This window comes from Paraburkholderia ginsengisoli NBRC 100965 (genome assembly GCF_000739735.1).
GTDB classification, from domain to species: domain Bacteria; phylum Pseudomonadota; class Gammaproteobacteria; order Burkholderiales; family Burkholderiaceae; genus Paraburkholderia; species Paraburkholderia ginsengisoli.
The window spans coordinates 1-26,748 of sequence record NZ_BBJF01000008.1; the positions used below are offsets into that span (position 1 = coordinate 1).

Annotated in this window: 22 protein-coding genes; 15 read left to right on the forward strand and 7 right to left on the reverse strand. The window is 62.9% G+C overall.

What is annotated here, in order from left to right:
• Positions 1 to 167: 167 nt before the first annotated feature.
• The gene (locus BGI01S_RS15915; protein ID WP_042326908.1) at positions 168 to 1,445 is read right to left on the reverse strand and encodes an SGNH/GDSL hydrolase family protein; all 1,278 of its coding nucleotides are present in this window, start codon (positions 1,443 to 1,445) and stop codon (positions 168 to 170) included.
• Positions 1,446 to 1,532: 87 nt separating this feature from the next.
• Entirely contained in the window at positions 1,533 to 3,155 is a 1,623-nt protein-coding gene (locus BGI01S_RS15920; RefSeq protein WP_042326909.1) for an NAD(P)/FAD-dependent oxidoreductase, read from the reverse strand.
• A gap of 215 nt (positions 3,156 to 3,370) precedes the next feature.
• Here BGI01S_RS15920 and paaA point away from each other — a divergent pair, with 215 nt between their 5' ends.
• The 8 genes from paaA (at position 3,371) to BGI01S_RS15960 (ending at position 9,755) form a co-directional block, all read left to right on the forward strand.
• Positions 3,371 to 4,369, forward strand: coding sequence for a 1,2-phenylacetyl-CoA epoxidase subunit PaaA (gene paaA / locus BGI01S_RS15925; RefSeq protein WP_042326912.1), 999 nt, complete (start codon positions 3,371 to 3,373; stop codon positions 4,367 to 4,369).
• A gap of 148 nt (positions 4,370 to 4,517) precedes the next feature.
• Positions 4,518 to 4,802, forward strand: coding sequence for a 1,2-phenylacetyl-CoA epoxidase subunit PaaB (paaB, locus tag BGI01S_RS15930; protein ID WP_007179854.1), 285 nt, complete (start codon positions 4,518 to 4,520; stop codon positions 4,800 to 4,802).
• 8 nt (positions 4,803 to 4,810) lie between these two features.
• Positions 4,811 to 5,614, forward strand: coding sequence for a 1,2-phenylacetyl-CoA epoxidase subunit PaaC (gene paaC / locus BGI01S_RS15935; RefSeq protein WP_042326914.1), 804 nt, complete (start codon positions 4,811 to 4,813; stop codon positions 5,612 to 5,614).
• Between the two features lie 7 nt (positions 5,615 to 5,621).
• Complete coding sequence (gene paaD, locus BGI01S_RS15940; protein ID WP_042326916.1) at positions 5,622 to 6,164, forward strand: 1,2-phenylacetyl-CoA epoxidase subunit PaaD; 543 nt, start codon at positions 5,622 to 5,624, stop codon at positions 6,162 to 6,164.
• Position 6,165: 1 nt separating this feature from the next.
• Positions 6,166 to 7,254: a 1,2-phenylacetyl-CoA epoxidase subunit PaaE gene (gene paaE, locus BGI01S_RS15945; RefSeq protein WP_042326918.1), complete on the forward strand. Its 1,089-nt coding sequence runs from the start codon at positions 6,166 to 6,168 to the stop codon at positions 7,252 to 7,254.
• Between the two features lie 155 nt (positions 7,255 to 7,409).
• Positions 7,410 to 8,222 (forward strand): DUF1835 domain-containing protein, encoded by an 813-nt coding sequence (locus tag BGI01S_RS15950; protein ID WP_042326920.1) that lies wholly within the window; start codon positions 7,410 to 7,412, stop codon positions 8,220 to 8,222.
• Positions 8,223 to 8,235: 13 nt separating this feature from the next.
• Complete coding sequence (locus tag BGI01S_RS15955) at positions 8,236 to 8,847, forward strand: TetR/AcrR family transcriptional regulator (RefSeq protein WP_042326921.1); 612 nt, start codon at positions 8,236 to 8,238, stop codon at positions 8,845 to 8,847.
• A gap of 239 nt (positions 8,848 to 9,086) precedes the next feature.
• Complete coding sequence (locus BGI01S_RS15960) at positions 9,087 to 9,755, forward strand: GNAT family N-acetyltransferase (protein ID WP_042326923.1); 669 nt, start codon at positions 9,087 to 9,089, stop codon at positions 9,753 to 9,755.
• 101 nt (positions 9,756 to 9,856) lie between these two features.
• Here the strand turns inward: BGI01S_RS15960 and BGI01S_RS15965 are convergent, their stop codons facing one another.
• Complete coding sequence (locus tag BGI01S_RS15965; RefSeq protein ID WP_042326925.1) at positions 9,857 to 10,354, reverse strand: Lrp/AsnC family transcriptional regulator; 498 nt, start codon at positions 10,352 to 10,354, stop codon at positions 9,857 to 9,859.
• A gap of 227 nt (positions 10,355 to 10,581) precedes the next feature.
• On the opposite strand from BGI01S_RS15965, the gene hppD reads away from it, so the two are divergent.
• Positions 10,582 to 11,679, forward strand: coding sequence for a 4-hydroxyphenylpyruvate dioxygenase (hppD, locus tag BGI01S_RS15970; RefSeq protein WP_042326926.1), 1,098 nt, complete (start codon positions 10,582 to 10,584; stop codon positions 11,677 to 11,679).
• 150 nt (positions 11,680 to 11,829) lie between these two features.
• Here the strand turns inward: hppD and BGI01S_RS31085 are convergent, their stop codons facing one another.
• Positions 11,830 to 12,030 carry a hypothetical protein gene (locus tag BGI01S_RS31085; protein ID WP_084585387.1) on the reverse strand — a complete coding sequence of 67 codons (201 nt, stop codon included), beginning with the start codon at positions 12,028 to 12,030 and terminating at the stop codon, positions 11,830 to 11,832.
• 369 nt (positions 12,031 to 12,399) lie between these two features.
• Here BGI01S_RS31085 and BGI01S_RS15975 point away from each other — a divergent pair, with 369 nt between their 5' ends.
• A complete protein-coding gene (locus tag BGI01S_RS15975) occupies positions 12,400 to 15,999 on the forward strand; it encodes an indolepyruvate ferredoxin oxidoreductase family protein (protein WP_042326929.1) in 3,600 nt (1,199 codons plus the stop codon).
• A gap of 214 nt (positions 16,000 to 16,213) precedes the next feature.
• Here the strand turns inward: BGI01S_RS15975 and BGI01S_RS15980 are convergent, their stop codons facing one another.
• Both BGI01S_RS15980 and BGI01S_RS15985 read right to left on the reverse strand, forming a co-directional pair.
• The gene (locus tag BGI01S_RS15980; RefSeq protein WP_042326931.1) at positions 16,214 to 18,496 is read right to left on the reverse strand and encodes an NADP-dependent malic enzyme; all 2,283 of its coding nucleotides are present in this window, start codon (positions 18,494 to 18,496) and stop codon (positions 16,214 to 16,216) included.
• Between the two features lie 335 nt (positions 18,497 to 18,831).
• Complete coding sequence (locus tag BGI01S_RS15985; RefSeq protein ID WP_042326933.1) at positions 18,832 to 20,064, reverse strand: MFS transporter; 1,233 nt, start codon at positions 20,062 to 20,064, stop codon at positions 18,832 to 18,834.
• 397 nt (positions 20,065 to 20,461) lie between these two features.
• On the opposite strand from BGI01S_RS15985, the gene BGI01S_RS15990 reads away from it, so the two are divergent.
• Positions 20,462 to 21,148, forward strand: coding sequence for an orotate phosphoribosyltransferase (locus tag BGI01S_RS15990; protein WP_042326936.1), 687 nt, complete (start codon positions 20,462 to 20,464; stop codon positions 21,146 to 21,148).
• 85 nt (positions 21,149 to 21,233) lie between these two features.
• Here BGI01S_RS15990 and BGI01S_RS15995 read toward each other — a convergent pair whose 3' ends face one another.
• Positions 21,234 to 21,923 carry a response regulator transcription factor gene (locus BGI01S_RS15995; protein WP_042326937.1) on the reverse strand — a complete coding sequence of 230 codons (690 nt, stop codon included), beginning with the start codon at positions 21,921 to 21,923 and terminating at the stop codon, positions 21,234 to 21,236.
• A 264-nt stretch (positions 21,924 to 22,187) separates the two neighbouring features.
• Here BGI01S_RS15995 and BGI01S_RS16000 point away from each other — a divergent pair, with 264 nt between their 5' ends.
• From BGI01S_RS16000 to BGI01S_RS16015, 4 genes are all read left to right on the forward strand, one after another.
• The gene (locus tag BGI01S_RS16000) at positions 22,188 to 22,790 is read left to right on the forward strand and encodes a YbhB/YbcL family Raf kinase inhibitor-like protein (RefSeq protein ID WP_042326938.1); all 603 of its coding nucleotides are present in this window, start codon (positions 22,188 to 22,190) and stop codon (positions 22,788 to 22,790) included.
• 259 nt (positions 22,791 to 23,049) lie between these two features.
• Positions 23,050 to 23,622, forward strand: a complete 573-nt coding sequence (locus tag BGI01S_RS16005) for a flavodoxin family protein (RefSeq protein ID WP_042326940.1) — start codon at positions 23,050 to 23,052, stop codon at positions 23,620 to 23,622.
• 192 nt (positions 23,623 to 23,814) lie between these two features.
• Positions 23,815 to 24,762, forward strand: a complete 948-nt coding sequence (gene argC / locus BGI01S_RS16010) for an N-acetyl-gamma-glutamyl-phosphate reductase (RefSeq protein ID WP_042326943.1) — start codon at positions 23,815 to 23,817, stop codon at positions 24,760 to 24,762.
• Between the two features lie 486 nt (positions 24,763 to 25,248).
• Positions 25,249 to 26,670: a DUF2957 domain-containing protein gene (locus BGI01S_RS16015; RefSeq protein WP_042326944.1), complete on the forward strand. Its 1,422-nt coding sequence runs from the start codon at positions 25,249 to 25,251 to the stop codon at positions 26,668 to 26,670.
• Positions 26,671 to 26,748: the final 78 nt, after the last annotated feature.

Genomic DNA, 26,748 nt, shown 5'->3' on the forward strand with positions numbered 1-26,748 from the left:
GAAGGCTCTTTTTCGTTTCGTCAACAACATTTTTTCGCTTCCGCTTAAAACCTTGTTGGCGTCACAACCGCTGGTTTCCGCCGCGGCCCTCGTTCGCAAACGAGGACGCGAATAATAGGCGAACGGCCGCGCTCCGACAAGGGTTTGACGAAATTTTTTCTGGTGACTTACTTCCGCGCCGAGTTCACAACTGCGTCCACGGGAATCGCCGCCGCCATGGCGGCATAGCCGGCATCGCTGGGATGGATGTGATCACCACTGTCGAAATCGCGTTGCAGACGATCCGGCTGCGCCCGGTCTCGCAGCGCCGCGTCGAAGTCGACGACGCCGTCGAAAGCGTGGCTGGTGCGAATCCACTGGTTGACGGCGAGGCGGATGCTTTCCCGCTCCGCTGGCAGCGACGCCGGCGTCAACGTTGCGCCGAACACCTTCAGGCCAGCGTGCCGCGCGGCGGCGATCACCCGCTGATATCCGGCAATGAGGTCCGCAGCCGTCACCGCGGTATGCGGAGAATCGCAGTCGAGCCCGCTACGCGCCGGCATCGCGGCGAAGTTGATGTCGTTGATGCCAATCAGCAGGATCGCCGTCCTGACGCCCGGACGCCGGAGAATGTCGCGCTCGAAACGGCTCGCCAGTGCATCGCCGTAGCAAGGCGAGTCGCTCAGAAGCCGATTCCCGCTGATCCCGAGATTGACGACCGCGATCGAAGGATCGCCGGTGCCGTCCAGGCGGCGAGCCAACGCATCTGGCCAGCGACGATTCTGATTCAGGCTGGAGCGCATGCCGTCGGTGATCGAATCGCCGATCGCGGCGACCGCTGCCGACGACGCCGCCGCTTCGACCGACAATCCGGTCACCCACATATAGTGCGTAAACCGGCCGCGAAATGCTTCGGCCGAAGCGTCCGCCGCATGATTTCCCGGCGCGGAGACATAGTTCACCTGATTCGATACGCGGTGCCACGCCACCACCCCCTGTTGGGGCCCCATGAATGCGCTGATGGCATACGGCGCGCCCTCGGCGATATCCATAGCGACTGGATCGCTGTCCAACTCCGCGCCGGCCGGAATACTGACGGCGCCGCGTCCGCCGAACATCACACGCTTCGCGTCGCCACCGACAGTAGCCGCGCCGCCCGCCGAACGCGCGATGCGCAGCTCGTCGATGACAAGCGGTGTCTTGCCGTACTCGTTACTAAGATGGATTCGCGCCGACTTTCCCGACAGCGTCGGATACACAATTTGACGGACGGTGCGTCCCGCGACCTCGGGCGCGCGGTACAACGGCGGCAAGTCCGCCCGCTGCGGAATGGGTTGCAACGCGGTCGCCCATGCGGCGACCCAGTGGACTGGCGCCGGGGCGTCGACGGCAAAGACAGTGGAGGACACGGCGAACTGCGCAAGCAGCGCCGCGCCGCATGCGGCAGCCAAGGTGCGAATGGTCATTCGGGTGGTGGGTTCGAGGCCAAACGAGCATTGTGCCCGATCGCCACGGCAATCGCGGGCGGCCGCGAACGCGCGCCGCCCCCCAGCTCAGACCTTCTGGGCGCCGGTCATTTTCAACGCGAGCGCTTCGGCGACTTCTATTCCGTCGATCGCCGCCGAATAAATCCCGCCGGCATACCCCGCGCCCTCGCCCGCCGGATACAACCCCTCGACATTCATACTCTGATAGTCATCCCGTCGACGCACGCGAATCGGCGACGACGTTCGCGTCTCGACGCCCGTCAACACGGCGTCATGCATCGCAAAGCCCGCGATCTTCTTGTCCATCTGTGGCAGCGCTTCGCGAATTGCCTCGATCACGTAGTCGGGCAGCGCGGTGCTGAGATCGGTCGGATGCACGCCCGGTTTGTACGATGGCATTACCGAACCCAGCGACGTGGACGGCCGGCCGGCGATAAAGTCACCGACCAGCTGACCCGGCGCCATATAGTTGCCGCCGCCGAGCTCGAACGCCCGCTCTTCCCATTTGCGCTGGAAGGCAATGCCCGCGAGCGGGCCGCCCGGGTAATCGTCCGGCGTAATGCCGACCACAATCCCGGCATTGGCATTCCGCTCCGCCCGCGAGTACTGGCTCATGCCATTGGTGACAACGCGCCCGGGCTCCGAAGTCGCCGCCACCACCGTGCCGCCCGGGCACATGCAGAAACTGTAGACCGCGCGTCCGTTGCTGCAGTGATGCACCACCTTGTAGTCGGCCGCGCCCAGCTGTTTGTGACCGGCAAACTTGCCAAAACGGCTGCGATCGATCAAACCTTGCGGATGTTCAATCCGGAAGCCGAGCGAAAACGGCTTCGCCTCGATATAGACGCCGCGGTCGTGCAGCATCTCGAAGGTGTCGCGCGCGCTGTGGCCCACCGCCAGCACCACGTGATCGCAGCGCAGCGTGTCGCCGGACGACAGCTTCAAGCCGCGCACCTTGCCGTCGTCGATGTCGATATCGTCGACGCGCGTTTCGAAGCGCACCTCGCCGCCCAGCTCATGGATGGTCGCGCGCATCTTTTCGACCATGCTGACGAGGCGGAACGTCCCGATATGGGGCCGGCTCAGATACAGAATATCTTCCGGTGCGCCGGCCCGGACGAATTCGTCGAGCACCTTGCGACCATAGTGCTTCGGATCCTTGATCTGGCTGTACAGCTTGCCGTCCGAGAACGTGCCCGCACCGCCTTCGCCGAACTGCACGTTCGACTCGGGATTGAGCACCGACTTCCGCCACAGCCCGAAGGTGTCTTTCGTGCGCTCGCGCACAGCCTTGCCGCGCTCAAGGATGATCGGCCGGAAGCCCATCTGCGCGAGGATCAATCCGGCAAAGAGCCCGCACGGGCCCATGCCGATCACGACCGGGCGCGGCGTCGTCAATTGCGCGGGGGCCTTGGCGACAAACCGGTACGTCATATCGGGCGTCACGCCGCAGTGCGGCACGTCGGCGAGCCGCTTCAGCGCGGCCGCTTCATCCGTGACCTCGACATCGACGATATAGGTAAGCTTGATGTCGGCGCGTTTGCGCGCGTCGTGCGCGCGACGAAACACGGTGTACCGGATGAGCCCGTCCTCTGTCACACCGAGCTCCGCGAGGCGTGCACGGACGGCCGCTTCAAGAGCGCTCTCGGGGTGATCGAGCGGGAGTTTGATTTCGCTTAGACGTAACATGAGTACCGGGGATGCGGGAGGACCGCAAATCGCGGCCAATTCGCAATTTTATAGGTTAAGTGTCGGCACGGGGCAGTGGCGCTGACGAAACGCCGCGACCGCCGACCCAAACCGACCCTATCAGCGGCACTGACCATCGTCAAAAAATTTATTAACCGACCGGTCGGTTGGCTTATACTGTGCGAACTCAGACAACTTCCGCAGAGAGCGTCCCCATGTACACGCAATCCCTGGATATTCCCGGCAATGTTGCCCCGCTGGATGCGGGCGCAAATTCGCCCGAGCAGGCGCAATTCGATGCAGTCATGGCCGCCGACGGCAAGGTCGAGCCGCAGGACTGGATGCCCGACGCGTACCGCAAAACACTGGTGCGGCAAATTTCGCAACACGCGCATTCGGAAATCGTCGGCATGCTCCCGGAGGGCAACTGGATCACGCGCGCCCCGAGTCTGAAGCGCAAGGCAATTCTGCTCGCCAAAGTGCAGGATGAAGCCGGTCACGGTCTTTATCTCTACAGTGCGGCTGAAACGCTCGGCGTGTCGCGTGATCAGCTGATCGCCGCACTACATTCGGGCAAGGCCAAATATTCGAGCATCTTCAATTACCCGACGCCCACGTGGGCCGATGTCGGCGTGATTGGCTGGCTGGTCGACGGCGCGGCGATCATGAACCAGATCCCTCTGTGCCGCTGCACGTACGGTCCGTACGCCCGCGCGATGATCCGCATCTGCAAGGAAGAGTCGTTTCACCAGCGCCAGGGTTTCGACGCGCTGATGTCGATGATGTCCGGCACCGACGCGCAACGCGAATTGGTCCAGCAGGCGGTGAATCGCTGGTGGTGGCCGGTGCTGATGATGTTCGGCCCGAGCGACAAGGATTCGATCCACAGCAATCAGTCGTCCAAATGGGGCATCAAGCGCATTTCCAACGACGACCTACGGCAGAAATTCGTCGACGCCACCGTCGACCAAGCCAAGGTGCTGGGCGTCACGCTACCCGACCCGGATCTGAAATGGAACGAGGCGCGCGGCCATTACGACTACGGCGACATCGACTGGGAAGAATTCTGGCGCGTCGTGAACGGCGATGGCCCGTGCAACCGTGAACGCCTGGTCACCCGCGTCAAAGCCCATGACGACGGCGCGTGGGTGCGCGAAGCCGCCCTCGCGCACGCCGAAAAACAGCGCCAGCGCGCGCAACAGCACGCCGCTTGACGAGCGCGGCGCGTCGGGAAGAAACGATAACCATGTTTCAGAAGACCGGGGTTAGCGCCAAAGCGCTAACCCCGATCGACCGCAACGGATTGCATGGGACCGGAGTAAGCGCTCAACGCCAACTCCGGTCGACAAAGGAGATAGAGCAATGAACAAAGAATGGCCGATCTGGGAAGTCTTCGTGCGCAGCAAGCAGGGACTCGACCACAAACACTGCGGCAGCCTGCACGCCGCCGACGCGCCGATGGCGCTGCGCATGGCGCGCGACGTCTACACGCGCCGCCAGGAAGGCGTAAGCATCTGGGTGGTGCCGTCGTCGGCGATCACGGCGTCCGCGCCGGAAGACAAGGCGGAACTGTTCGAACCGGCTGGCGACAAGATCTACCGCCACCCGACGTTCTACACGCTCCCCGACGAAGTCAACCACATGTAAGCGCGGCCATGAACATCACGCCCCAACATCTCCAATACGTGCTGCGCCTCGCGGATACCGCGCTGATTCTCGGTCAGCGTAATACCGAATGGTGCGGTCACGGGCCGATCCTCGAAGAGGACATCGCGCTGTCGAACATGAGTCTCGATCTGATCGGCCAGGCGCGCCTGCTGTACACGCACGCCGCCGCGCTCGAGCAGCAGCTCACCGGCAAGAGCCGCACGGAAGACGACTACGCGTACTTCCGCGCCGAACGCGAATTCGCCAACTACACGCTCGCCGAGTTGCCGCATTACGGCCCGCTGTGCGGCACCGCGCAGGCCGAGAAGGACTATGCGGTCACGATCGTGCGCAACTTCCTTTACTCGACGTTGATGGCGCATCTGTGGACCGCGCTGACGAACTCCACCGACGAGCAACTCGCAGCGATCGCGTCGAAGTCGATCAAGGAAACCAGCTATCACGTGCACCACGCGAGCGAGTGGCTGATCCGTTTCGGCGACGGCACCGACGAATCGCATCGCCGCGCACAAGCCGCGCTGGACTACCTGCTGCCGTACACGCGCGAATTTTTCAGCGCGGACGCGGTGGAAGAAACGATCGCCGCAGCCGGCATCGGCCTGCGGACCTCGGAACTCGAAGCCGCGTGGCTCGACGACGTGCGCGCCACGCTCGACGCAGCCACGCTGACGCTGCCCGAAGCGGTCAAGCACATCACAACCGGCAAGCACGGCGAACACTCGGAGCACATGGGCTTCGTGCTGGCCGAAATGCAGAGCCTCGCGCGCCAGCATCCCGGCGCCACCTGGTAATCCGACGATGACGACCTCGACTGCCGCCACCACGAGCGACGCCGCGCTCCAACGCGCTTGGGCTGTACTTGAAACGGTGCCCGACCCGGAGATTCCGGTCGTGTCGATTCGCGAACTCGGCATTCTGCGCGATGTGCGCCGCGACGCCGACGGCACGCTCGAAGTCGTGATCACGCCGACGTACTCCGGTTGTCCTGCGATGTCGCAGATTGCCGAGGACGTCGCCCACGCGCTCGACGTCGCGGAACTCAAACCGTACCGCGTCGCCACGGTGCTCGCGCCGGCCTGGACCACCGACTGGATGACCGCCGACGCCCGCGAAAAGCTGCGCGCGTACGGCATTGCGCCGCCCACGGGCAACTGCGGGTCGGCCGCACCATCGCAGGAAAAAGTGATGCGCTTCGTGCCGCGGGCGCTGCCGGCGCCGTCCTGTCCGCGTTGCGGCTCGGCGCACACCGAACGTATCGCGCAATTCGGCTCTACTGCCTGCAAGGCCTTGTACCGCTGCCTCGACTGCCGCGAACCCTTCGACTACTTCAAACCATACTGATATGGCCACTCCGCAATTTCATCCGCTGCGTATCCGCGAAGTGCGGCCTGAAACCGCCGACGCGGTCTCGGTCGCCTTCGAAGTCCCGGTCGAGCTGCGCGACCTGTATCGCTTCACGCAAGGCCAGTTCGTCACGCTGAAGACGCATATCGACGGTGAGGAAACGCGCCGCTCGTATTCGATCTGCGTCGGCGTCACCGATTACGATCGCGACGGCGAACTGCGCATCGGCATCAAGCGCGTGCGCGGCGGGCGTTTCTCGAACTTCGCGTTCGACACGCTGCAGCCCGGCCACACGATCGACGTGATGACCCCCGACGGCCGCTTCTTCACCCATCTGAACGCCGATCAGGGTCAGCAGTACCTCGCGTTTTCAGGCGGCTCGGGCATCACGCCGGTGCTGGCGATCATCAAGACGACGCTCGAAATCGAGCCGCGCAGCACCTTCACGCTCGTGTACGGCAACCGCAGCGTCGATCAGATCATGTTCGCGGAAGAGCTCGAAGATCTGAAGAACCGCTTCATGAATCGCTTCGTGCTGTATCACGTGCTGTCGGACGATCTGCAGGACGTGGAGCTGTTCAACGGCGTGCTCGACCAGCAGAAGTGCGCGGCGTTCATCGAGAATCTGCTGCCGGCCGATGCAATCGACGAAGCGTTCATCTGCGGCCCCGGCCCCATGATGGATGCCGCCGAGGCGGCGCTGAAAGCCGCCGGCGTGCCGCCCGCGAAAGTGCACGTGGAGCGTTTCGGCTCGCCGCTGCCGCAAGCGGGCGTGCCGCCGGTCGAGATCACCGAAAACACGCCGGCCGCCGACCTCGAAATTGTGCTCGACGGTAAGCGCCGCAAGCTGCGTCTTCCATATCAAGGCGTGAGCGTACTGGATGTGGGTCTGCGCGCCGGCCTCGCCCTACCGTACGCGTGCAAGGGCGGCGTTTGCTGCACCTGCCGCGCGAAGGTGCTGGAAGGCGAAGTGAAAATGGAAAAGAACTACACGCTCGAAGAACACGAAATCCGCGACGGGTTCGTGCTGACGTGCCAATGCCATCCGGTCAGCGACCGCGTGGTGGTGAGCTACGACGAACGCTGAGCCTGCGCGCCGCCAAAAGCCTCGCGGTGACACCCGCAGCGCTTTCGGCGGCCTCGCGATCCGCTTACACTAGGGGCCGCTCGCGATCGGACATCTGTTCCGGTCGACGAGCGGCCCCTTTGTTATTGCTTTATTGCCTCAACCAGCCACCGCTCATGAGCACGATTCACCTCACCAATGGCGACGTCGCCGCCGAGTCACTGCGCGCCGCGCTCCGCGAAGCGGCCCGCGACGATCTCGTGCACGCACTGCGGGACGATCTGGCAGTCGGCCCACTACGCGGTATCGACGACGCGCCGAACGTGCGTGCCGACTTCTGGGATCGCGTCAGCGCCGACACCCGGCGCGACTTCCTGCGCGAATTTCGCGAGCAGGCCGCGGCGCTGGACAACATCGCGCGCGGCGAAGCGAATCTGGTGGTGTGGCACGGCGAAAGCGCCGCGGATCAACTGATGCTGCGCCGCGTGTGCTATCACCTGCGCAATAGCCCGCAACGCCTGAACGAGGTGCGTCTGTCGATTCGCGACCTCACCGATCCGGGCGCATGGGCGCACACCCGCAAGGATCGCGCGACGTCGGTCGGCATGTTTGCGCCTGCCGTGCTGCAGGCGCGTCTGCCGGACGCCGCGCCGATTTCCGTGCTGCGCATCAGCCGGCTCGCGCTCGAATGGCAGGAGGTGAAGCACGCGAACGGCGAGACGCGGCGCTGGCGCGACAACACGTTCACGAGCGGCAGTTTCGCCGATCTGGACGCGCTGATTCTCGATCGCATCGGCGAAGACTGGCAGCCCGCCGCGCGCGTCGCCGCCCAGCTGATGGCTGCCGAACTCTGGTTTCTGGTGAGCGACAGCGTCGTGCTGTGGCGCCTGCGCGAACTGGCCTCGACACGACGCATCAAGTTGCGCGGCGACGCCAACGCCTGGCGCACGCTTGACGTGTGCGCGGCGTTCGCTCCCTGCCCAAACTAATAAATAGACCACTATGGCCCGCACCCGAGCTCCCGACCACGAAACCCAACGCGAGCAGATTCTCGAACTGGCCGCGGCAAAATTCGCCCAAACCAGCTACCCCAGTACCTCGATGGCCGATCTGGCCGCCGCGAGCGGCACGTCGAAAGCGCGTCTGTACCACTACTACGCGAGCAAGGAGGCAATCCTGTTCGACCTGCTGGATCGCTACACGAAACGGCTGATGCTGATCATTGCCGAGGTGGAAGGTGCCAGCCAGCGGCGCGGACTCACCGAACGGGAAACCTTCGCCGAGCTTATCCGGGCGTTTCTGTCCGAGTATGAAACGTCGCATAGCCGGCACGTCGCGCTGTTGAATGACGTGAAGTATCTGGTCGACACGCAGCGCGAAGTAGTCCTGAACCGCCAGCGCGACGTAGTCGCGGCCTTTGCGCGGCAACTGGCGCGCGCGTATCCGGAGCGCGCCACCCGCGAAAACCAGACCGCGCTCACCATGATGGTGTTCGGCATGATCAATTGGACGTTCACGTGGCTGAAGCCGGACGGCCGCATGGGCTACCGCGAGTTCGCCGAGCAGGTGGTCGCGATGGTGGATCACGGTTTGAGCACGCCTCAGACAAAATGACGCAGGGCAGCAATACCCAAGCCCACACGTGCAAGCGAAGAGAGCGTGCGACACGCTCGCCACGAACGCTCGTTCAGTTTATTTTTTCTTTTTAAATCAATTAATTAAAAATAGGGCGCAAAGCTTTTAGACAGGTTCCTCAGGATCAAATACGGGTTTTCCCTAGTGATGGACCGTGGTTTCCGCTAGAATCCGTTTTGCGGTGCACCAAGCCGCTCGATCAAAAGGAGAACCCGACCATGAACATGATGCCCCCTCGCGCCGCAGAGCCGATCGTCCCGCACGATCACGCGTCGTTGCCAGCCGGTCGCGCACCTGCTCTGGTCCGTGAACTCACCGCTGTCGACCGCGAACGGCTGCTGGCCCACTTTTTGGCACTCGACGAAGACGACCGCCTCTTGCGTTTCGGCCAGATCGTGCCGAACCACGTCATCGAAAACTACGTGCGCGCGATCGACTTTACGCGCGACACCGTTTTCGGCGTGTTCAACAGCAAGCTGGAGCTCACCGGCGTCGGCCACCTCGCCTATCTGCCTGCCGAAGGCGACAAGCGCACCGCTGAATTTGGCGTGTCGGTACTCGAAAGCGTCCGTGGACAAGGTATCGGCTCGAAGCTTTTCGAGCGCGCCGCCATCCGCAGCCGCAACACGCACGTCACGATGCTCTATATGCACTGCCTGTCGCGCAACTCAACGATGATGCACATCGCGAAGAAGGCCGGCATGAAGATCGAATACGCGTATGGCGAAGCAGACGCCTATCTGACGCTTCCGCCGGCAGATCAAACGAGCATCATCGCCGAGATGTTGCAGGAGCAGGCCGCCGTGTTCGACTACGCGCTCAAGCGCCAGGCGCGCCAGGCGTCCAGGCTGTTCGAATCCTTCCTGCCGACGGCCGCCGCAGCCTGAAAGCTGGGGATTCGGCGAAATGACCAAGGGCAGCCTCCCGGCTGCCCTTTTTGTTTGCTTCCACCTTCCGCTCGCGCCACCTCAGCGCGGAAGCTTCGCGCTCACAAGATCGGCAGTGCCGTTGTCTCCTTGAATTTCTCCAGCGAGAAGCTCGTTTTCACGTCGATCACCGAAGGATGGTGCAGCAACTGCTCCTGCACAAAGCGCGAAAAGTGCGCCATGTCTTCCACCTGGACGCGTAGCAGATAATCCATGTCGCCGGTCATCGCGTGGCATCCAACCACCTCCGGCCACGCCTGGACCGCGGCGCGAAACAGATCCGCATGTGTGGCGTCGCCGCGCGGACTGGGCGCCGAACCGCCACGTTTCTCCAGCCGCACGTTCACGTAGGCGAGCAAACCGAGACCGAGGCGCTCCGCATCCAGCAACGCGACATAGCCGCGAATGATGCCGCTCTCTTCCAGCCGACGAATACGTCTCAAGCACGGACTGGGCGAGAGATTGATGCGCTCGGCAATCTCCTGATTCGACAGGCGACCATTCTCCTGAAGGATCGCCAGAATGCGTCTGTCGATTGCGTCGATTTCCACGTTGGCCATTTTCTGCCGTCCTATCGAACAACTGCGCTAGAAAATGGCTCAAGCGTACCGACGTGCGATTTAATTCGCAAGTTTCCGTCTCGGGCCGGACTTTACACTTGCGTCATTCGGTCGCATTCAATCGCCGATCCCGATTCGCGCAATCCGCCAGCGCACGTCAGCAACCATTTTGAATGGCACCAGAGTCAGGCGCGCAAACGCCGACTCCGGTCGACAGGAGACAGACAATGCAGGTTTCAACCTGGGACAACCCGGTCGGTACCGACGGCTTCGAATTCATCGAGTACACCGCCCCGGATCCGAAGGCGCTAGGCAGGCTGTTCGAGCAGATGGGCTTCACGGCGGTCGCGCGGCATCGTCATAAAGACGTGACGCTGTATCGCCAGGGCGACATCAACTTCATCGTCAACGGCGAGCAGGATTCGTTCGCGCAACGCTTCGCGCGGCAGCACGGCCCGTCGATCTGCGCGATCGCGTTCCGCGTGCAGGACGCGGCCAAGGCCTATAAGCAGGCACTGGAAAAAGGCGCATGGGGCTTCGATAACAAGACCGGTCCGATGGAGCTGAACATCCCCGCGATCAAGGGTATCGGCGACTCGCTGATCTACTTCGTCGACCGCTGGCGCGGCAAGAACGGCGCGCAGCCGAACAGCATCGGCAATATCGACATTTACGACGTCGACTTCGAACCCATTGCCGGCGCGAACCCGAATCCGGTCGGCCACGGCCTGACCTATATCGATCACCTGACGCACAACGTGCATCGCGGCCGCATGCAGGAGTGGGCGGAGTTTTACGAGCGCCTGTTCAACTTCCGCGAAGTGCGTTACTTCGATATCGAAGGCAAGGTCACGGGAGTGAAGTCGAAGGCAATGACTTCGCCGTGCGGCAAGATCCGGATTCCGATCAACGAAGAAGGATCGGAAACGGCCGGCCAGATCCAGGAATATCTCGACGCGTATCACGGCGAAGGCATTCAGCACATCGCGCTTGGAAGCAACGACATCTACCGTACGGTGGACGGCTTGCGCGGAGCGAACATTTCGTTGCTCGACACGATCGACACGTATTACGAGCTGGTCGATCGCCGAGTACCGAATCATGGCGAGCCGCTCGACGAACTGAAGAAGCGCAAAATCCTGATCGACGGCGCGCCGGAAGATCTGCTCTTGCAGATCTTCACCGAAACCCAGATTGGCCCGATCTTCTTCGAGATCATTCAGCGCAAGGGCAACCAAGGCTTCGGCGAGGGCAACTTCAAGGCGCTGTTCGAATCGATCGAACTCGATCAGATTCGCCGCGGCGTGGTGCAGGACAAGGCCTGACGATCGCGCGAAAGAGTCGCCAGATAGCCAGGCAAATGAAAAGGGCGAGGATCGCAAGATCCTCGCCCTTTTCATTTGCGTCGTTGCCTCGAGTGAAACTCAGACGAGACAACAGCCGGTTATCAACAGACGTACCGCTTCAACGGCACATCACGAATTCTGATTTTCCTCGTCTGCCTTCGAGGATCGCGTGACGCGGTTCATGGCGATACGTGCGGGCGCAACTTGCGCCGTCCGGCTCACCGCATTCGAGAGCGCCCCTGCGCTACCCGGATTCGAGCGCACGGGTGCGCTCATTGCGAAAAATGCCGCTGAGACCATCAGGAAGGTCTGAATGTTTCTAGTGTTCATGCGTACTCCTTTTCTAACTGCCCTGTTGTCCTGAAGCTCCACCGAATGCGGAGCGTTACGTAGACATTGCTCACAGGTGGGGGTTAGACAGGGATTTGATCTGCGGTTCCGTGAATTTGTAGCTTTTACAGCTTGTTACAGCTCACCTCACGGCACGGCTCGATATAAATACAGAACGCATGGAAGGCGCCGACGCCTCCGCGCGAAACCCGTGGCAGCACGGGTTTTTGGCAAGCTGCGGCGGGTTTCCACCAGTGCTACCATCGCTTAAAAGACGTCAATATGACGGCCCCGGCCCTTCGCATTCACAAGATGCCACGGCCCAAAAAAAGTTTTGGTGATCCCAAACTGAGTGGAGGAGTACACATAATGAATGCCCCGCTAGACGCAGGCCAGCGAGCCTCGCTTGAAGCTGCGTTGTCTTCCGTCACGCTCGACGACAAATACACCCTCGAACGCGGCCGCGCGTATATGAGCGGCATCCAGGCGCTGGTGCGTCTGCCGATGCTGCAACAGGAACGCGACAAGGCTGCCGGGCTCAATACGGCCGGCTTCATCTCCGGCTACCGTGGATCGCCACTCGGCGGACTCGATCAATCCCTGTGGAAGGCGAAACAGCATCTCGCCGCGCATCAGGTCGTGTTCCAGCCCGGCGTCAACGAAGACCTCGCGGCGACCGCCGTCTGGGGTTCGCAGCAAGTCAACCTGTACCCGAGCGCCAAATACGACGGCGTGTTCTCGATGTGGTACGGCAAAGGCCCCGGCGTCGACCGCAGCGGTGACGTCTTCAAGCACGGCAACTCGGCCGGCTCGTCGCGGCATGGCGGCGTACTCGTGCTCGCCGGCGATGACCACGCGGCCAAATCGTCGACACTCGCGCATCAGTCCGAACACATCTTCAAGGCGTGCGGCCTGCCGGTGCTGTTTCCGTCGAACGTGCAGGAATATCTCGACTTCGGTCTGCACGGCTGGGCGATGAGCCGCTACTCCGGCCTCTGGGTTGCGATGAAGTGCGTGACCGACGTGGTCGAGTCGTCCGCTTCGGTGGATATCGATCCGCACCGCACGAAGATCATTCTGCCGGAAGACTTCGCGATGCCCGAGGGCGGCCTGAATATCCGCTGGCCCGATCCGCCGCTGGTGCAGGAAGCGCGTCTGCTCGACTACAAGTGGTACGCCGCGCTCGCCTACGTGCGCGCGAACAAGCTGGATCGCGTCGAAATCGATTCGCCGCATGCGCGCTTCGGCATCATGACCGGCGGCAAGGCCTATCTCGACGTGCGCCAGGCACTGACCGACCTCGGTCTCGATGACGAAACCTGTGCGCGCATCGGCATCCGGCTCTACAAGGTCGGCTGCGTATGGCCGCTCGAGGCGCAAGGCGCGCATAGCTTTGCGAAGGGTCTCGACGAGATCCTGGTGGTCGAAGAGAAACGCCAGATTCTCGAATACGCGATCAAGGAAGAGCTGTATAACTGGCCCGATGCGCAGCGCCCGCGCGTGTTCGGCAAGTTCGACGAGAAAGACGGCGCGGGCGGCGAATGGTCCGTGCCGATGGGCAACTGGCTGCTGCCCGCGCACTACGAGCTATCGCCGGCGATCATCGCGAAGGCGATCGCGACGCGGCTCGACAAGTTCGATCTGCCGTCGGACGTGCGCGCGCGCATCGCGACACGCATCGCCGTGATCGAAGCGAAGGAAAAGGCGCTCGCGCGTCCGCGCGTCGAAGCCGAGCGCAAGCCGTGGTTCTGCTCGGGCTGCCCGCACAACACGTCGACGAATGTGCCGGAAGGTTCGCGCGCGATGGCCGGCATCGGCTGCCACTACATGACCGTGTGGATGGACCGCAGCACCAGCACGTTCAGCCAGATGGGCGGCGAAGGCGTCGCGTGGATCGGCCAGGCGCCGTTCACCAACGACAAGCACGTGTTCGCCAATCTCGGCGACGGCACTTACTTCCACTCGGGCCTGCTGGCGATTCGCGCGGCGATCGCGTCGAAAGCGAACATCACCTACAAGCTGCTGTACAACGACGCGGTCGCGATGACGGGCGGCCAGCCGGTCGACGGCGTGCTCACCGTGCCGCAGATCACGCATCAGCTCGCCGCCGAAGGCGCGACGAAAATCGTGATCGTCACTGACGAGCCGGAGAAGTACTCGGGCAACGTCGGCCTCGCGCCGGGCATCGACATCCACCATCGCGACAAGCTCGACGAAGTGCAGCGTCAGCTGCGCGAATTGCCTGGCACCACGATCCTGATCTACGACCAGACCTGCGCGACCGAGAAGCGTCGTCGCAGGAAACGCGGCACGTATCCGGACCCGGCGCGGCGCGTCGTGATCAACGAAGCGGTGTGCGAAGGCTGCGGCGATTGCTCGGTGAAGTCGAACTGTCTGTCGGTCGAGCCGCTCGACACCGAGTACGGCACCAAGCGCCAGATCAACCAGTCAACCTGCAACAAGGACTTCTCGTGCGTGAACGGCTTCTGCCCGAGCTTCGTCTCCGTTGAAGGCGGTCAGTTGCGCAAGCCAAAGGCTGCTTCGGGCGTCGCCGGCGACGCGATGCCGCCAGTGCCGGAACCGGAACTGCCGTCGATCGACCGTCCTTACGGCGTGCTGGTCACGGGCGTCGGCGGCACGGGCGTGGTGACGATCGGCGCGCTGCTCGGCATGGCCGCGCATCTGGAGAACAAGGGCGTCACCGTGCTCGACGTCACCGGCCTCGCGCAAAAAGGCGGCGCCGTGATGAGCCACGTGCAGATCGCGACGAACCCGGCCGACATCCACGCGACGCGTATCGCAATGGGCGAAGCGAGCCTCGTGATCGGCTGCGATGCGATCGTCACCGCGAGCGACGAATGCGTGTCGCGGATGCAGGCGGGCCACACGCGCGTGGTGCTGAACAGCGCGCACACGCCGACCGCCGAACTCATCAAGAATCCGAACTGGCGTTTCCCGGGCAGCAGCACGGAAGCCGACGTGCGGGCCGGCGCGGGCGACGACGGTGTCGATACGGTCGACGCGAATCACTTCGCGGTCGCGTTGCTCGGCGATGCGATCTACACGAACCCGTTCGTGCTCGGCTACGCGTGGCAGCGCGGCTGGGTGCCGCTGACGTATCAATCGCTGATGCGTGCGATCGAGTTGAACAACGTGCAGATCGAGAAGAATCGCGCGGCCTTCGAATGGGGCCGCCGCGCCGCGCATGATCTCGCCGCGCTGCGCAAGCTCGTGCAAGCGCAGGGACGCGGCGCCGCTGCGGAAACGGCGAGCAGCAAGATCATCGCGCTGCATACGCCGAAGGCGCTCGACACGCTGATCGACAAGCGCGCCGACTACCTCGCCGCCTGGCAAAACCGCGCGTATGCCGAGCGTTATCGCGCGCTGGTGTCGGAAGTGCGGAACGCGGAAGCCGCGCTCGATTCGATCGACAGCCAGTTGCCGCTGACCGAAGCGGTCGCGAAGAATCTGCACAAGCTGATGGCGTACAAGGATGAGTACGAAGTCGCGCGTCTGTACAGCGATCCGGCGTTCATCGAAAAGCTGAAGGCAAGTTTCGAGGGCGACTGGAAGCTGCACATTCACCTTGCGCCGCCGACGTTTTCGAAGAAGGATGCTCAGGGTCATCTGGTGAAAAAGAAGTACGGCCCGTGGGTTTTCAGCGCGATGCATGTGCTCGCCAAATTCAAGTTCCTGCGCGGCACCGCGCTCGACGTGTTCGGCAAGACGGAGGAGCGTCGTACCGAACGCGCGTTGATCGGCGAATACGAGGCGCTGGTGCGTGAACTGATCGGCGGACTGAGCACGCAGAACCGCGAGTTGGCGATTGAGCTGGCGAATCTGCCGGACGGCATCCGCGGTTATGGCCACGTGAAGGAAAACAACCTGAAGGGCGTGCGGATCAAGTGGAACGAGTTGTTGACGCGCTGGCGCTCGCCCGAGGCGGGCAAGACGCAACACGCGGCGTGAGCGTTCCAGCGTGAGCCTGATGGCTTGACCGGTTCATCGGTTCATCAGCGCTCGGGGCATAAGTGACAAAGGCGGCGGTCCTCGCGGACTGCCGCCTTTTTTGCGTGCTATAAAAAATGCCACGAAATCACTTCCGTGGCATTTCTCTCTTCGGCCGGCGGCGTCGCATGCATTGCGTGCAAGCGACGCCGCTCGCATCATCAAGCCATTCGCATTACTTCGCGTTCACCGGCTTGCGTGCGTTGGCCGACGCGACCGCCGTCATGTTGATGATCCGGCGCACGGTCGCAGCCGGCGTCAGAACGTGCACCGGCTTTTCCGCGCCGAGCAGGAACGGACCCACCGTCACGCCTTCGCCGCCGACCATCTTCAGCAGGTTGTACGCGATGTTTGCCGCTTCGACGTTCGGCATGATCAGCAGGTTCGCTTCGCCGCTCAGCGTCGTGCCGGGGAACGCGGCCTTGCGGACCACTTCAGACAACGCCGCGTCGCCGTGCATCTCGCCGTCGATCTCGAGCGTCGGTGCTCGTTCGGCAATCAGCTTGCGAGCCGCGGCCATACGTTGCGACGACGACGACGGCGCACTGCCGAAGTTCGAGTTCGACAGCAACGCGACCTTCGGCGTGATACCGAACTTCTCGATTTCACCTGCGGCCAGCATCGTCATGTCGGCGAGCTGTTCGGCGGTCGGCGTTTCGTTCACGTACGTGTCGCAGATGAACAGATTGCGGCCCGGCAGCATCAGCAGATTCATCGCGGCGAAGTTCTGCACGTTGTCCGCCTTGCCCAGCACCTGCTCGATAAACTTCAGGTGCGTGTGGTACTGGCCGATCATCCCGCAGATCATGCCGTCGGCTTCGCCGAGGCGCACGAGGATCGCGCCGATCAGCGTGTTGAACTTGCGCATCGCGGCCTTCGCGACGTCCGGCGTCACGCCTTCGCGCGCGCCGAGTTCGTGATACGCCTGCCAGCATTTCTGATAGCGCGGATCGTCTTCCGGATCGACGATCTCGACGTCTTCGCCGCACTTCAACTTCGAGCCCATCTTCTTCAGACGCATCTCGATCACCGACGGACGACCCACCAGAATCGGCTTGGCGATCTTTTCCAGCAGCACGAATTGCGCGGCGCGCAGCACGCGCTCGTCTTCACCTTCGGCGAACACGATGCGCGCCGGCTCCGACTTCGCCGCCGCGAACACCGGACGCATCACCATGCCCGTGCGATAGACGGTCGTGCCGAGTTCTTCGCGGTACGCGTCCATATCTTTGATCGGACGGGTCGCGACGCCCGAATCCATCGCCGCTTGCGCGACGGCCGGCGCGATCTTGATGATCAGGCGCGGATCGAACGGCTTCGGAATCAGGTATTCCGGGCCGAATTCGAGCGAGTGGCCTTCGTACGCCTTCGCGACTTCATCGCCCTGATCGGTTTCTTCGGCGAGTTCGGCAATCGCGCGCACGCACGCGAGCTTCATTTCTTCCGTGATCGTGGTCGCGCCGACATCGAGCGCGCCGCGGAAGATGAACGGGAAGCACAGCACGTTGTTGACCTGGTTCGGATAGTCCGAACGGCCGGTCGCGATGATGCAGTCCGGGCGAACCTTCTTCGCGTCTTCCGGGCGGATTTCCGGCTCCGGATTCGCGAGCGCGAGAATCAGCGGCTGGGTGCCCATTTCGGCGACCATCTCCGGCTTCAGCACGCCTGCGCTCGAGCAGCCGAGGAACACGTCGGCGCCGCGGATCGCGTCGGCGAGCGTGCGCGCTTCGGTGTTCGCCGCGTAACGTTCCTTCGACGGATCGAGGTTGCCGCGACCTTCGTAGATCACGCCCTTGGAGTCGGTGACGAGAATGTTCTTCTTCGACAGACCCAGGTTCACCAGCAGATCCAGACACGCGATAGCCGCCGCGCCCGCGCCCGAACACACCAGCTTCACTTCGTCGAGCTTCTTGCCGACCACTTTCAGGCCGTTCAGGATTGCCGCCGATGCGATGATCGCGGTGCCGTGCTGATCGTCGTGGAAGACCGGAATCTTCATGCGCTCGCGCAGCTTCTTCTCGATGTAGAAGCACTCGGGCGCCTTGATGTCTTCGAGGTTGATGCCGCCGAGCGTCGGCTCGAGCATCGCGATCGCTTCGACCAGCTTGTCCGGATCGGATTCGTTCAGTTCGATGTCGAACACGTCGATGCCCGCGAACTTCTTGAACAGACAACCCTTGCCTTCCATCACCGGCTTCGCGGCGAGCGGGCCGATGTTGCCGAGGCCGAGCACGGCCGTGCCGTTCGTGATCACGCCGACGAGGTTGCCGCGCGACGTGTACTTCTGCGCGTCGAGCGGTTCGTCGTAGATCGCCATGCAGGCTGCGGCGACACCCGGCGAATACGCGAGCGACAGATCGAGCTGGTTCGACAGGGGCTTGGTGGGCGTAACCGAAATCTTGCCGGGTTTCGGATTCTGGTGGTATGCGAGAGCGCTTTGCTTAAGTTGTTCGTCCATTTTTTGGCCTGCGAGACGTAAGAAATTGGGCCGGGCACACCGCACCGCCGGTATCGCCTGCATGTGTCGGATCGAGCACCGACCGAGGCGGTTTTGCGCATGCGCCGGGTAGGCGTGGCGTTGAACCGCGACGACGAACAGGACATTCCATGGACAGCGCGGAGTGCTTCGCGGGCCGGTTAGTGTACACCCCGCATGCGTCGATGCACTGAGTGGTTAACAGGACTCGCCATCGGCGAAACACACGCCGGCAATGCTGCGACGCCGCATCGCGCGGCCGTCGTGCCGAGCGTGATGCGCCGGTTTGCGCGTAGGCCTGCGCAGGCCGTTCCCGCTTATTCGAGCTCGGCGCCGCGCCGCTCGGGAATCAGAAAAAGCGTCGCGAAGATGTCGAGCAGATAGATCGACGCGAGCAGCGCGAGCGCCGCGCCGAACGAGTAGCGTGCGGCCAATGCGCCCACCACAACGGGCCCGAAACCGCCGACCGCGCGCCCGACGTTGAACAGCACGTTCTGCGCGGTGGCGCGCGCATCGGTCGGATAGAGTTCGGAAATCAGCGCGCCGTAGCCGCCGATCATGCCGTTGACGAACACGCCCATCGCCGCGCCGCCGATCAGCAGCGCCATCGGCGTGCTCAGGTGCGCGTAGATGAACACCATCACCACGGCGCCCGCCTGGTAGAACAGAAAAGTCGGCTTGCGGCCGAAGCGATCCGCCGCGATGCCGAACAGCCAGATGCCGCTCGCCATGCCGAGAATCGTCACCGCCGTCCACACGCCGGACTTGGTCAGCGAATAGCCGAAGGTCTGCGACAGATAGGTCGGCAGCCAGATCATCAGGCCGTAGTAGCCGAAGTTCTGCACCGAGCAGAGAATCGCGACGCCGATGCTCGCGCGCGTGGTGCGGCCGTCGGCGATCAGCAGTTTGAACGGCAGCTTGCGCATGCCGCGCGCCACGCGCTCGTTGAACAACGCGGGCTCCTCGACCCGGCGGCGCACGAAGAACGACACGACCGCGGGCAACAGTCCGAGCGCGAACATGCCGCGCCAGCCGATCACCGGCAACAGCAGCGGTGTCAGCAACGCGGCCGCCAGCACACCGAGCTGCCAGCCGAGCCCGACATACGACGACGCGCGCGCCCGCTGCGACGCCGGCCATGCTTCCGCGACCAGCGCCATGCCGATGCCGAACTCGCCGCCCAGTCCAATGCCCGCGATAGTCCGATAGATCAGCAGGTCCGTATAGCCCTGCGCCAGCGCGCACAAGCCGGTGAAGATAGCGAAGATCAGGATCGTCCACGTCAGCATTCGCACGCGGCCCAAGTAGTCGCTCAGCACGCCGAAGATCAGACCGCCCGCGACCGCGCCGATCAGTGTCCACGTGACGAGCGACCCGGCCTGGGTCGAGGTGAGATGCAGATCGGCGGCGATCACCGGCAGCATGAAGCCGAGGATCAGCAGATCGAAGCCGTCCATTGCATAGCCGAGCACCGAGGCGAGCAGTGCGCGGCCCGCATAGCCATTTTTCTCGGGCGCACGGGTGTCGGTGGCGGAGGAGGCGGCAGTCATTGAAAGCATTCCGTAGGTCAGATGGACGCAACACGAAGCGGCGCCCGAGAAATTCGCGTGAGTGTAAAGGCGCCCCCGGTCGCTCACAAGCGAGTCCAAAATGCAGCGGCCGCGCGGCGGGACAGAACCGGCGGCCGGCTTCCTGCGCGGCCGGCGACACCTGCCAGGCGCGGCCGTCATGACCATGCTTCGCGCCGCCACCGCACGACGCCCCCCTCGGAAGAGACCATTTCGGGTAAAATGTCGGCCTACGCGCGCAGCAAAAACCGGCCTTTGTCCACTAAACGGCGCCACTGACCGGCAGCGTATTCCGCCCAGCATGGCGCGGCATACCTCGCTTGCTGCGCCACCGGGCCCTGCGCCCGCTTCTCCTCGCTCACACCCAAGGATCCCGCCCATGACAGGCTTCGATCGCCAGACGATCTCCGACACGACCGCAAAAATGCTGCTGGAAGTTCAGGCAGTGCACTTCAACGCGGAGAAACCGTACATTTTCACGTCCGGCTGGGCGAGCCCGGTTTATATCGACTGCCGCAAGCTGATTTCGTATCCGCGCGTGCGGCGTGGCCTGATGGAAATGGCCGAAGCCACCATCTTGCGCGACGTCGGCTACGAGCAGATCGACGCGGTGGCCGGTGGCGAAACCGCCGGCATCCCGTTCGCGGCATGGCTGTCCGACCGCCTGATGGTGCCGATGCAATACGTGCGCAAGAAGCCGAAGGGTTTCGGCCGTAACGCGCAGATCGAAGGCCTGCTGACCGAAGGTCAGCGCGTGCTGCTGGTCGAAGACCTGACCACCGACAGCCGCAGCAAGATCAACTTCATCAACGCGCTGCGCACCGCCGGCGCGACGGTGAATCATTGCTTCGTGCTGTTCCACTACAACATCTTCAAGGAAAGCGTGTCGGTGCTGAAAGACATCGACGTCGATCTGCACGCGCTGGCCACGTGGTGGGACGTGTTGCGTGTCGCCAAAGAAAACAAGTACTTCGACACGAAGACGCTCGACGAAGTGGAAAAATTCCTGCACGCACCGGCTGAATGGTCGGCAGCGCATGGCGGTGCAAACGCAACGCCGCAGTAAGCGCAGCTGCTTTACTCAGTTCGAATAGAAAAAGCCGCCTGTCTCACGACAGGCGGCTTTTTTGTTCTGTACCTCACGCGCGGCGTTAGGACGCGTCGCCCAAATCGTCCGGCGCATGCGACGACAGGTTCAGCAAGCCGTTGCTCTGCGCGTACTGGAACAATTCGGAATCTCGATCGATGCCGAGCTTGCGCATTGCCGTGTTCTTCTGCGTGCTGATCGTCTTGATGCTGCGGTTGAGTTGCTCCGAGATTTCCTTGATCGTCATGCCCGAGACGAACAGACGCACGACTTCCAGTTCGCGTTTGGACAGCATGACTTCGTCGGTCTTGCCGCCGGAATTCATGCGCAGCGCATCGAGCGATGCCTTCACCGACGGACTCATGTATTCGAGGTTGCGGCTGACGTGCTGCACCGCGAGCCCAATGTGGCTCAGATCGTCCGATTTATTGACGACCGACGTCACGCCCAGTTCGCTCAGCCGCTTGAGCAATGCGGTGTTCTCGAGCATGGTGAGCACGACGATGGGAAGGTTCGGGAAATTGCGGCGCAAATAGCCGATCAACTGCAGGCCGTCGCCATATTGGCCGCCCGGCATTGCCAGATCCGTGACGAGCACGTCGCAAGCGGCGGTTTGCAGCATCTTGACCAGCTCGGTTGACTGCCGCGCGCGTCCGACGATCTCCAGCCCGGGAAACTTGAGCAGCGCGTGTTCCGCGCCGAACAGAATGACCGGGTGATCGTCGGCGACCACAACCCTGAGTGGATCTTGCATCGCCCTCCTCTCGATTGATAAACCACTCTCCACAACTTCTACCATGTCTTTCTATGCTGGCTACTCACACGAAGGGAAACGCGGGCCGGGATCGCGCCGGTAATTCCTCCGACTATAGCCGATTTCCTATCCGCAAATCCTGAAGCACGGCAACAATGATGTATCGCAGAGCTAATGTTAGACTTGATTCGACCTTGGGGCACAGTTAAGGACAATAACCATCGCGAGAACAACCGTCTCGCGCCCTGACAGGAGAACCGGCACATGCGCTCGCGTTGCCTGGTTGTTTCGCTGGCTTCACCGCTTCACCGTACGCCGTTCTTCACCTGCGCGATGCTAGGTCTTGCACTATCCGTAGCGCATAGTCCGCGCGCGCTCGCCGAAGGAACTTTCACGTTGACGAGCGGCAGTTTCCGCAGCGGCGGCAAGGTCGAAGCCGCCCAGGTTTTCAATGAGGCCCACTGCAAAGGCGGCAACCGTTCACCGCAATTGACGTGGCGCGATGCACCGGCCGGCACGCGCAGTTTCGCGATCACCATGTTCGACCAGGATGCACCCGGGCGCGGCTGGTGGCATTGGGCCGTCGCCGGTATTCCGGCGAAGGTCGACAGTTTGCCCGAAAACGCGAGCGCCTCCGGTTTCCTCACGAAGCTCGGCGCGGTCGAAGCGCGCAACGACTTCGATACCGACGGCTACGGCGGCCCGTGTCCGCCGCCGGGCAAACCGCATCGTTACGTCATCACCGTTTATGCATTGAGCACGGCCGACCTGCGCCTCGCACAAGGGCGTCCCGCGCTGATGTTCGATCACGAGATTGGCACCGCGTCGCTCGGCAGTGCGCGGATGGCGGTCAGCTACGGACGGTAGCTTCGTCCAACGAGTTCGATTCGATCCCTCCAATCGAAACGCATCGACCTGGCGTTGTGCCTGGCGCACGGCTTGCATTGACTTCCCGCCCGCGCGGAATCTCTGTCATCCGCGCATGCCGAGTTACGAGCCGGCGGTGCGCGCGCCGGCTGCTGCAGCGAGCGCCGCTGCCTATGCGCACGATCCGCACCGCTTGCACTAACCGCACCATTGCCATGCCTGATCGCCCCATCCTGTTTCACTTTTGCCGGAGAGTGTCATGTCGAAAATCGTCATCGTTTATCACAGCGGTTACGGCCACACGAAGAAGGTCGCCGAAGCCGTGTTCACAGGCATCGTCGAAACCGGCGCGCAGGCGCGGCTCCTGCCCGTCGGCGAAATCGACGAGGCGGCCTGGTCCGAGCTGGCCGCGGCCGACGCCATCATCTTCGGCGCGCCGACTTACATGGGCGGCCCCTCGGCCGACTTCAAGAAGTTCGCCGACGCAAGCTCGAAACCCTGGTTCGGCCAGACGTGGAAAGACAAGATCGCGGCCGGCTTCACCAACTCAGCGACCATGAACGGCGACAAGTTCTCGACGATCCAGTACTTCGTCACGCTCGCGATGCAACACGGCATGATCTGGGCAGGCACCGGCATGATGCCGTCGAACACCAAGGCGGCGACCCGCAACGATCTGAACTACGTGGGCGGCTCGACCGGACTGCTTACGCAATCGCCGGCCGATGCGTCGCCGGAGGAAGCGCCGCCGCACGGCGACCTTGAGACGGCGCGCCTGTTCGGCGCCCGCGTCGCCGGCGTCACCACACGCTGGATCGCCGCGCGCGGCTGAACGCGCTGGGTTCTCTGTAGCGAACCGGGCCGCATCGGCCGGCATCTACCGCGCAACGGGTCACGACGATGTCACTTTCAGCGCGCATCGTCGTTTTTTCACCCTGTTTTGCACGCCCGCCGCGATGAGGTCTTAAAATAGCGTTCCGGCGCGGCGTCGCGCCCCCGTTTCCAGCAAGCGAGTGAGATCGAGATGAGCACGAAAGTTTTTGTCGACGGACAGGAAGGCACGACCGGCCTGAAGATTTTTGAATACCTGTCGCAACGCGCCGACGTGGAGATCCTGCGTATCGAAGAAGCGAAGCGCAAAGACCTCGAAGAGCGCCGCCGTCTCATCAATGCGTCGGACGTCACGTTCCTGTGCCTGCCGGATGTCGCGTCGCGCGAATCCGCCTCGCTGGTCGCCAACGACCGCACCGTGCTGATCGACGCGAGCACCGCGTTCCGCACTTCCGCCGACTGGGCGTACGGCCTGCCCGAGCTGGCTCGCCCGCAGCGCGAGCGTCTGCGCACGGCCAAACGCATCGCCGTGCCGGGCTGCCACGCATCGGCCTTCGTGCTGGCCATGCGTCCGCTCGTCGAAGCCGGCGTGGTGGCGCCCGAGTTCGCCGCGCACGCTTATTCGATCACCGGCTACAGCGGCGGCGGCAAAAAGATGATTGCCGACTATGAAGCCGCCGGCAACGACAAGCTCAAGAGCCCGCGTCCGTACGCGCTCGGCCTCACGCACAAGCATCTGCCGGAAATGGCGGCCCACACCGGTCTGAAGTCGGCGCCGATCTTCACGCCGATCGTCGGCGACTTCTACAAGGGCCTTGCGGTCACTACGTTCTTCTCGCCGAACCAGTTGGCGAAGAAGGCCACGCCGCAAGACGTACAGGCACTGTTCGCCGAGTACTACGCGGGCGAAGCGTTCGTGCGCGTCGCGCCGTTCGATGCCGACGCGAATCTGGACAGCGGCTTCTTCGACGTGCAGGCGAACAACGACACCAACCGCGTCGACCTGTTCGTGTTCGGCAACGAAGAGCGCTTCGTGACCGTCGCGCGCCTGGACAACCTGGGCAAGGGCGCATCGGGCGCGGCGATCCAGTGTATGAATCTCGCGATCGGCGCAAATGAAGAAAGCGGCTTGAAACGCTAAACGATGGCAGTACCGACGGCAATGCGCCGTCAATCCACCGAAAAGCCGGTCTGCAAAGACCGGCTTTTCTGTTTTAAAAGCCCGCCAATTTAATTGCGCGCTCAAATTCGATCGGTATTAATCCGCATTACTTGAAAAAGAAAAATCCTAGCGCAATTGATCACCGGTAATTCATTCCTGAAATCAGTCGACGCCGCATAGTTTTCCGCCTAGGGAAACTCCTGATTTTTTCGCGAACGGTCGTTCGAAGATGATAGAGCCTTTTTGCCGTCAGCCTTACCCATCAAGGGTGTGCGGCGAAGCAACGGCGGCGTGCTCACATGCAAATTTCCTTTTCTGTTTAAAAGGGCCGCAAGCGTCCGCGTAGCGCGTGCGCGGCGAAATTCACGTTGTTTGAATCAGCCTTTTTAGACGGCTCATTCAATTGACAGGGATTAAACGCGCAGCGAAATTACTTCGCACAATTACATGAAAGGAGACAGCGGCATGTCGCACGCCTTTATTCGGGGCCTCGCATTGGCCCTTGCCACGGCGCCATTCCTGATCGCTTGCGGCGGCGGCAAGGCCGACAATCCAGGACCGATCGACAGCCCGCAATGCTCCGGCGCGAGTTGCGGCGTGCAGGGTCCGCCGCCCACGGGCCCCAGCGCGGCTGCGTTATGCCCGGCAACCGCCGACATCGTCAAGACAACCTATCTCGGCGGCGCCGGCAGCGGCGAAGTCGTGCAGGTGAACATCGACGCGACGGCGATGACCTACACGCTGAAGTGGCTCGAGTCGCCGATTCCGTTGCGCACCACCCAGGTCACGCCGACGCGTGCCGGCACGCAGATCACCGGCGCGGTGATCCACCCGCCCACCGGCATGCTGCCGACCGCCGAGCAAACGCGCTGCGCGTTCATCCTCGGCGCGGGCACCGGCATCGCACCGGGCGACGGCCAGCCCTACACCACGCCGGACTTCGTCAACAATCCCAATCCGCCGATGATCCTCGTCGGCCTCGGCGTGGCCGGCGGCGGCATTCCAGGCGCAACGGTCGAGTTCGACGGACTGACGATTCCGCTCGCCGGGTCGGGCATCGGCGCGGTGCCGAACCGTCACTTCGACTTCTATCCGTTCCTCGGTTTCGCCAGCACGACGACCGACCTCACCAAACTGGCCGGCACCTACAACGGCTTGCTTTATCACCTCGCGCCGTCGACCAACTACGCAACGATCGCCACCAACACCGTCGAGACCTTCGACGCCAGCGGCACCTGCACGAGCAGCAACACCGCCAACGCGAACTACACGCCGAACGCCGGCGGCTGCCTGACGACCGGCAATCCGTTGACGCTGAACGCCAACGGCTATTTCGACAGCCAGCAGGCGCCGCAGATCGTGCCGCAGCTCAGTCTTCCGATCCTCGGCAAGACCGGCAAATCCGCGACTTCGCACATGATCCTCGGCCAGGTCAACGGCGCAACCGTGCCGCTGGTCGTACGCACGGGTTCCGTCAATCTCGGCACCGGCTTGCTGCATCTCGACGCCAAGGTCGACGACGAATCCGGCATCGCGATGCTCGCCGCGGCCACACCGCTCGCTTCCGGCGGTTTCGACGGCGGCTACGTCGGCGCGGACTCGAACTTCCGCAACACCGCGACCTTGATCCAGGGTGGAGTCGGCACGTTCATCAACCCGTCCACCTCGGCGGCGGAAAGCGGCTTCGGTCTGGCCTACGGCCTGCAAAGCCCCGGACTGGTCGGCGTGCAGGACACCAACGGCAAAACCGGTTTCGCGATTGCCTCGGGCGGCCTCTATGCGATCGCCATCCAGGGCACGGAGAACGGCGGCATCGCGCCGACCTCGGCCAACGCGGATACGCCGAGCGCGCCGTACTTCGGCATCGGCGCGCAGATCAGCAAGTAACGCGCGACAACCCGGCCGGTCGCGATATGAGGCAGACATACGCATAAGCAAAAGGTGGCCGGGCTGGGAGCCGGCCAC

What these genes read in the sequence shown, in the direction of transcription:
- BGI01S_RS15915 (WP_042326908.1), bottom strand. Translation starts at nt 1,445, where the DNA reads ATGACCATTCGCACCTTGGCTGCCGCATGCGGCGCGGCGCTGCTTGCG.
- BGI01S_RS15920 (WP_042326909.1), bottom strand. Translation starts at nt 3,155, where the DNA reads ATGTTACGTCTAAGCGAAATCAAACTCCCGCTCGATCACCCCGAGAGC.
- paaA (WP_042326912.1), top strand. Translation starts at nt 3,371, where the DNA reads ATGTACACGCAATCCCTGGATATTCCCGGCAATGTTGCCCCGCTGGAT.
- paaB (WP_007179854.1), top strand. Translation starts at nt 4,518, where the DNA reads ATGAACAAAGAATGGCCGATCTGGGAAGTCTTCGTGCGCAGCAAGCAG.
- paaC (WP_042326914.1), top strand. Translation starts at nt 4,811, where the DNA reads ATGAACATCACGCCCCAACATCTCCAATACGTGCTGCGCCTCGCGGAT.
- paaD (WP_042326916.1), top strand. Translation starts at nt 5,622, where the DNA reads ATGACGACCTCGACTGCCGCCACCACGAGCGACGCCGCGCTCCAACGC.
- paaE (WP_042326918.1), top strand. Translation starts at nt 6,166, where the DNA reads ATGGCCACTCCGCAATTTCATCCGCTGCGTATCCGCGAAGTGCGGCCT.
- BGI01S_RS15950 (WP_042326920.1), top strand. Translation starts at nt 7,410, where the DNA reads ATGAGCACGATTCACCTCACCAATGGCGACGTCGCCGCCGAGTCACTG.
- BGI01S_RS15955 (WP_042326921.1), top strand. Translation starts at nt 8,236, where the DNA reads ATGGCCCGCACCCGAGCTCCCGACCACGAAACCCAACGCGAGCAGATT.
- BGI01S_RS15960 (WP_042326923.1), top strand. Translation starts at nt 9,087, where the DNA reads ATGAACATGATGCCCCCTCGCGCCGCAGAGCCGATCGTCCCGCACGAT.
- BGI01S_RS15965 (WP_042326925.1), bottom strand. Translation starts at nt 10,354, where the DNA reads ATGGCCAACGTGGAAATCGACGCAATCGACAGACGCATTCTGGCGATC.
- hppD (WP_042326926.1), top strand. Translation starts at nt 10,582, where the DNA reads ATGCAGGTTTCAACCTGGGACAACCCGGTCGGTACCGACGGCTTCGAA.
- BGI01S_RS31085 (WP_084585387.1), bottom strand. Translation starts at nt 12,030, where the DNA reads ATGAACACTAGAAACATTCAGACCTTCCTGATGGTCTCAGCGGCATTT.
- BGI01S_RS15975 (WP_042326929.1), top strand. Translation starts at nt 12,400, where the DNA reads ATGAATGCCCCGCTAGACGCAGGCCAGCGAGCCTCGCTTGAAGCTGCG.
- BGI01S_RS15980 (WP_042326931.1), bottom strand. Translation starts at nt 18,496, where the DNA reads ATGGACGAACAACTTAAGCAAAGCGCTCTCGCATACCACCAGAATCCG.
- BGI01S_RS15985 (WP_042326933.1), bottom strand. Translation starts at nt 20,064, where the DNA reads ATGACTGCCGCCTCCTCCGCCACCGACACCCGTGCGCCCGAGAAAAAT.
- BGI01S_RS15990 (WP_042326936.1), top strand. Translation starts at nt 20,462, where the DNA reads ATGACAGGCTTCGATCGCCAGACGATCTCCGACACGACCGCAAAAATG.
- BGI01S_RS15995 (WP_042326937.1), bottom strand. Translation starts at nt 21,923, where the DNA reads ATGCAAGATCCACTCAGGGTTGTGGTCGCCGACGATCACCCGGTCATT.
- BGI01S_RS16000 (WP_042326938.1), top strand. Translation starts at nt 22,188, where the DNA reads ATGCGCTCGCGTTGCCTGGTTGTTTCGCTGGCTTCACCGCTTCACCGT.
- BGI01S_RS16005 (WP_042326940.1), top strand. Translation starts at nt 23,050, where the DNA reads ATGTCGAAAATCGTCATCGTTTATCACAGCGGTTACGGCCACACGAAG.
- argC (WP_042326943.1), top strand. Translation starts at nt 23,815, where the DNA reads ATGAGCACGAAAGTTTTTGTCGACGGACAGGAAGGCACGACCGGCCTG.
- BGI01S_RS16015 (WP_042326944.1), top strand. Translation starts at nt 25,249, where the DNA reads ATGTCGCACGCCTTTATTCGGGGCCTCGCATTGGCCCTTGCCACGGCG.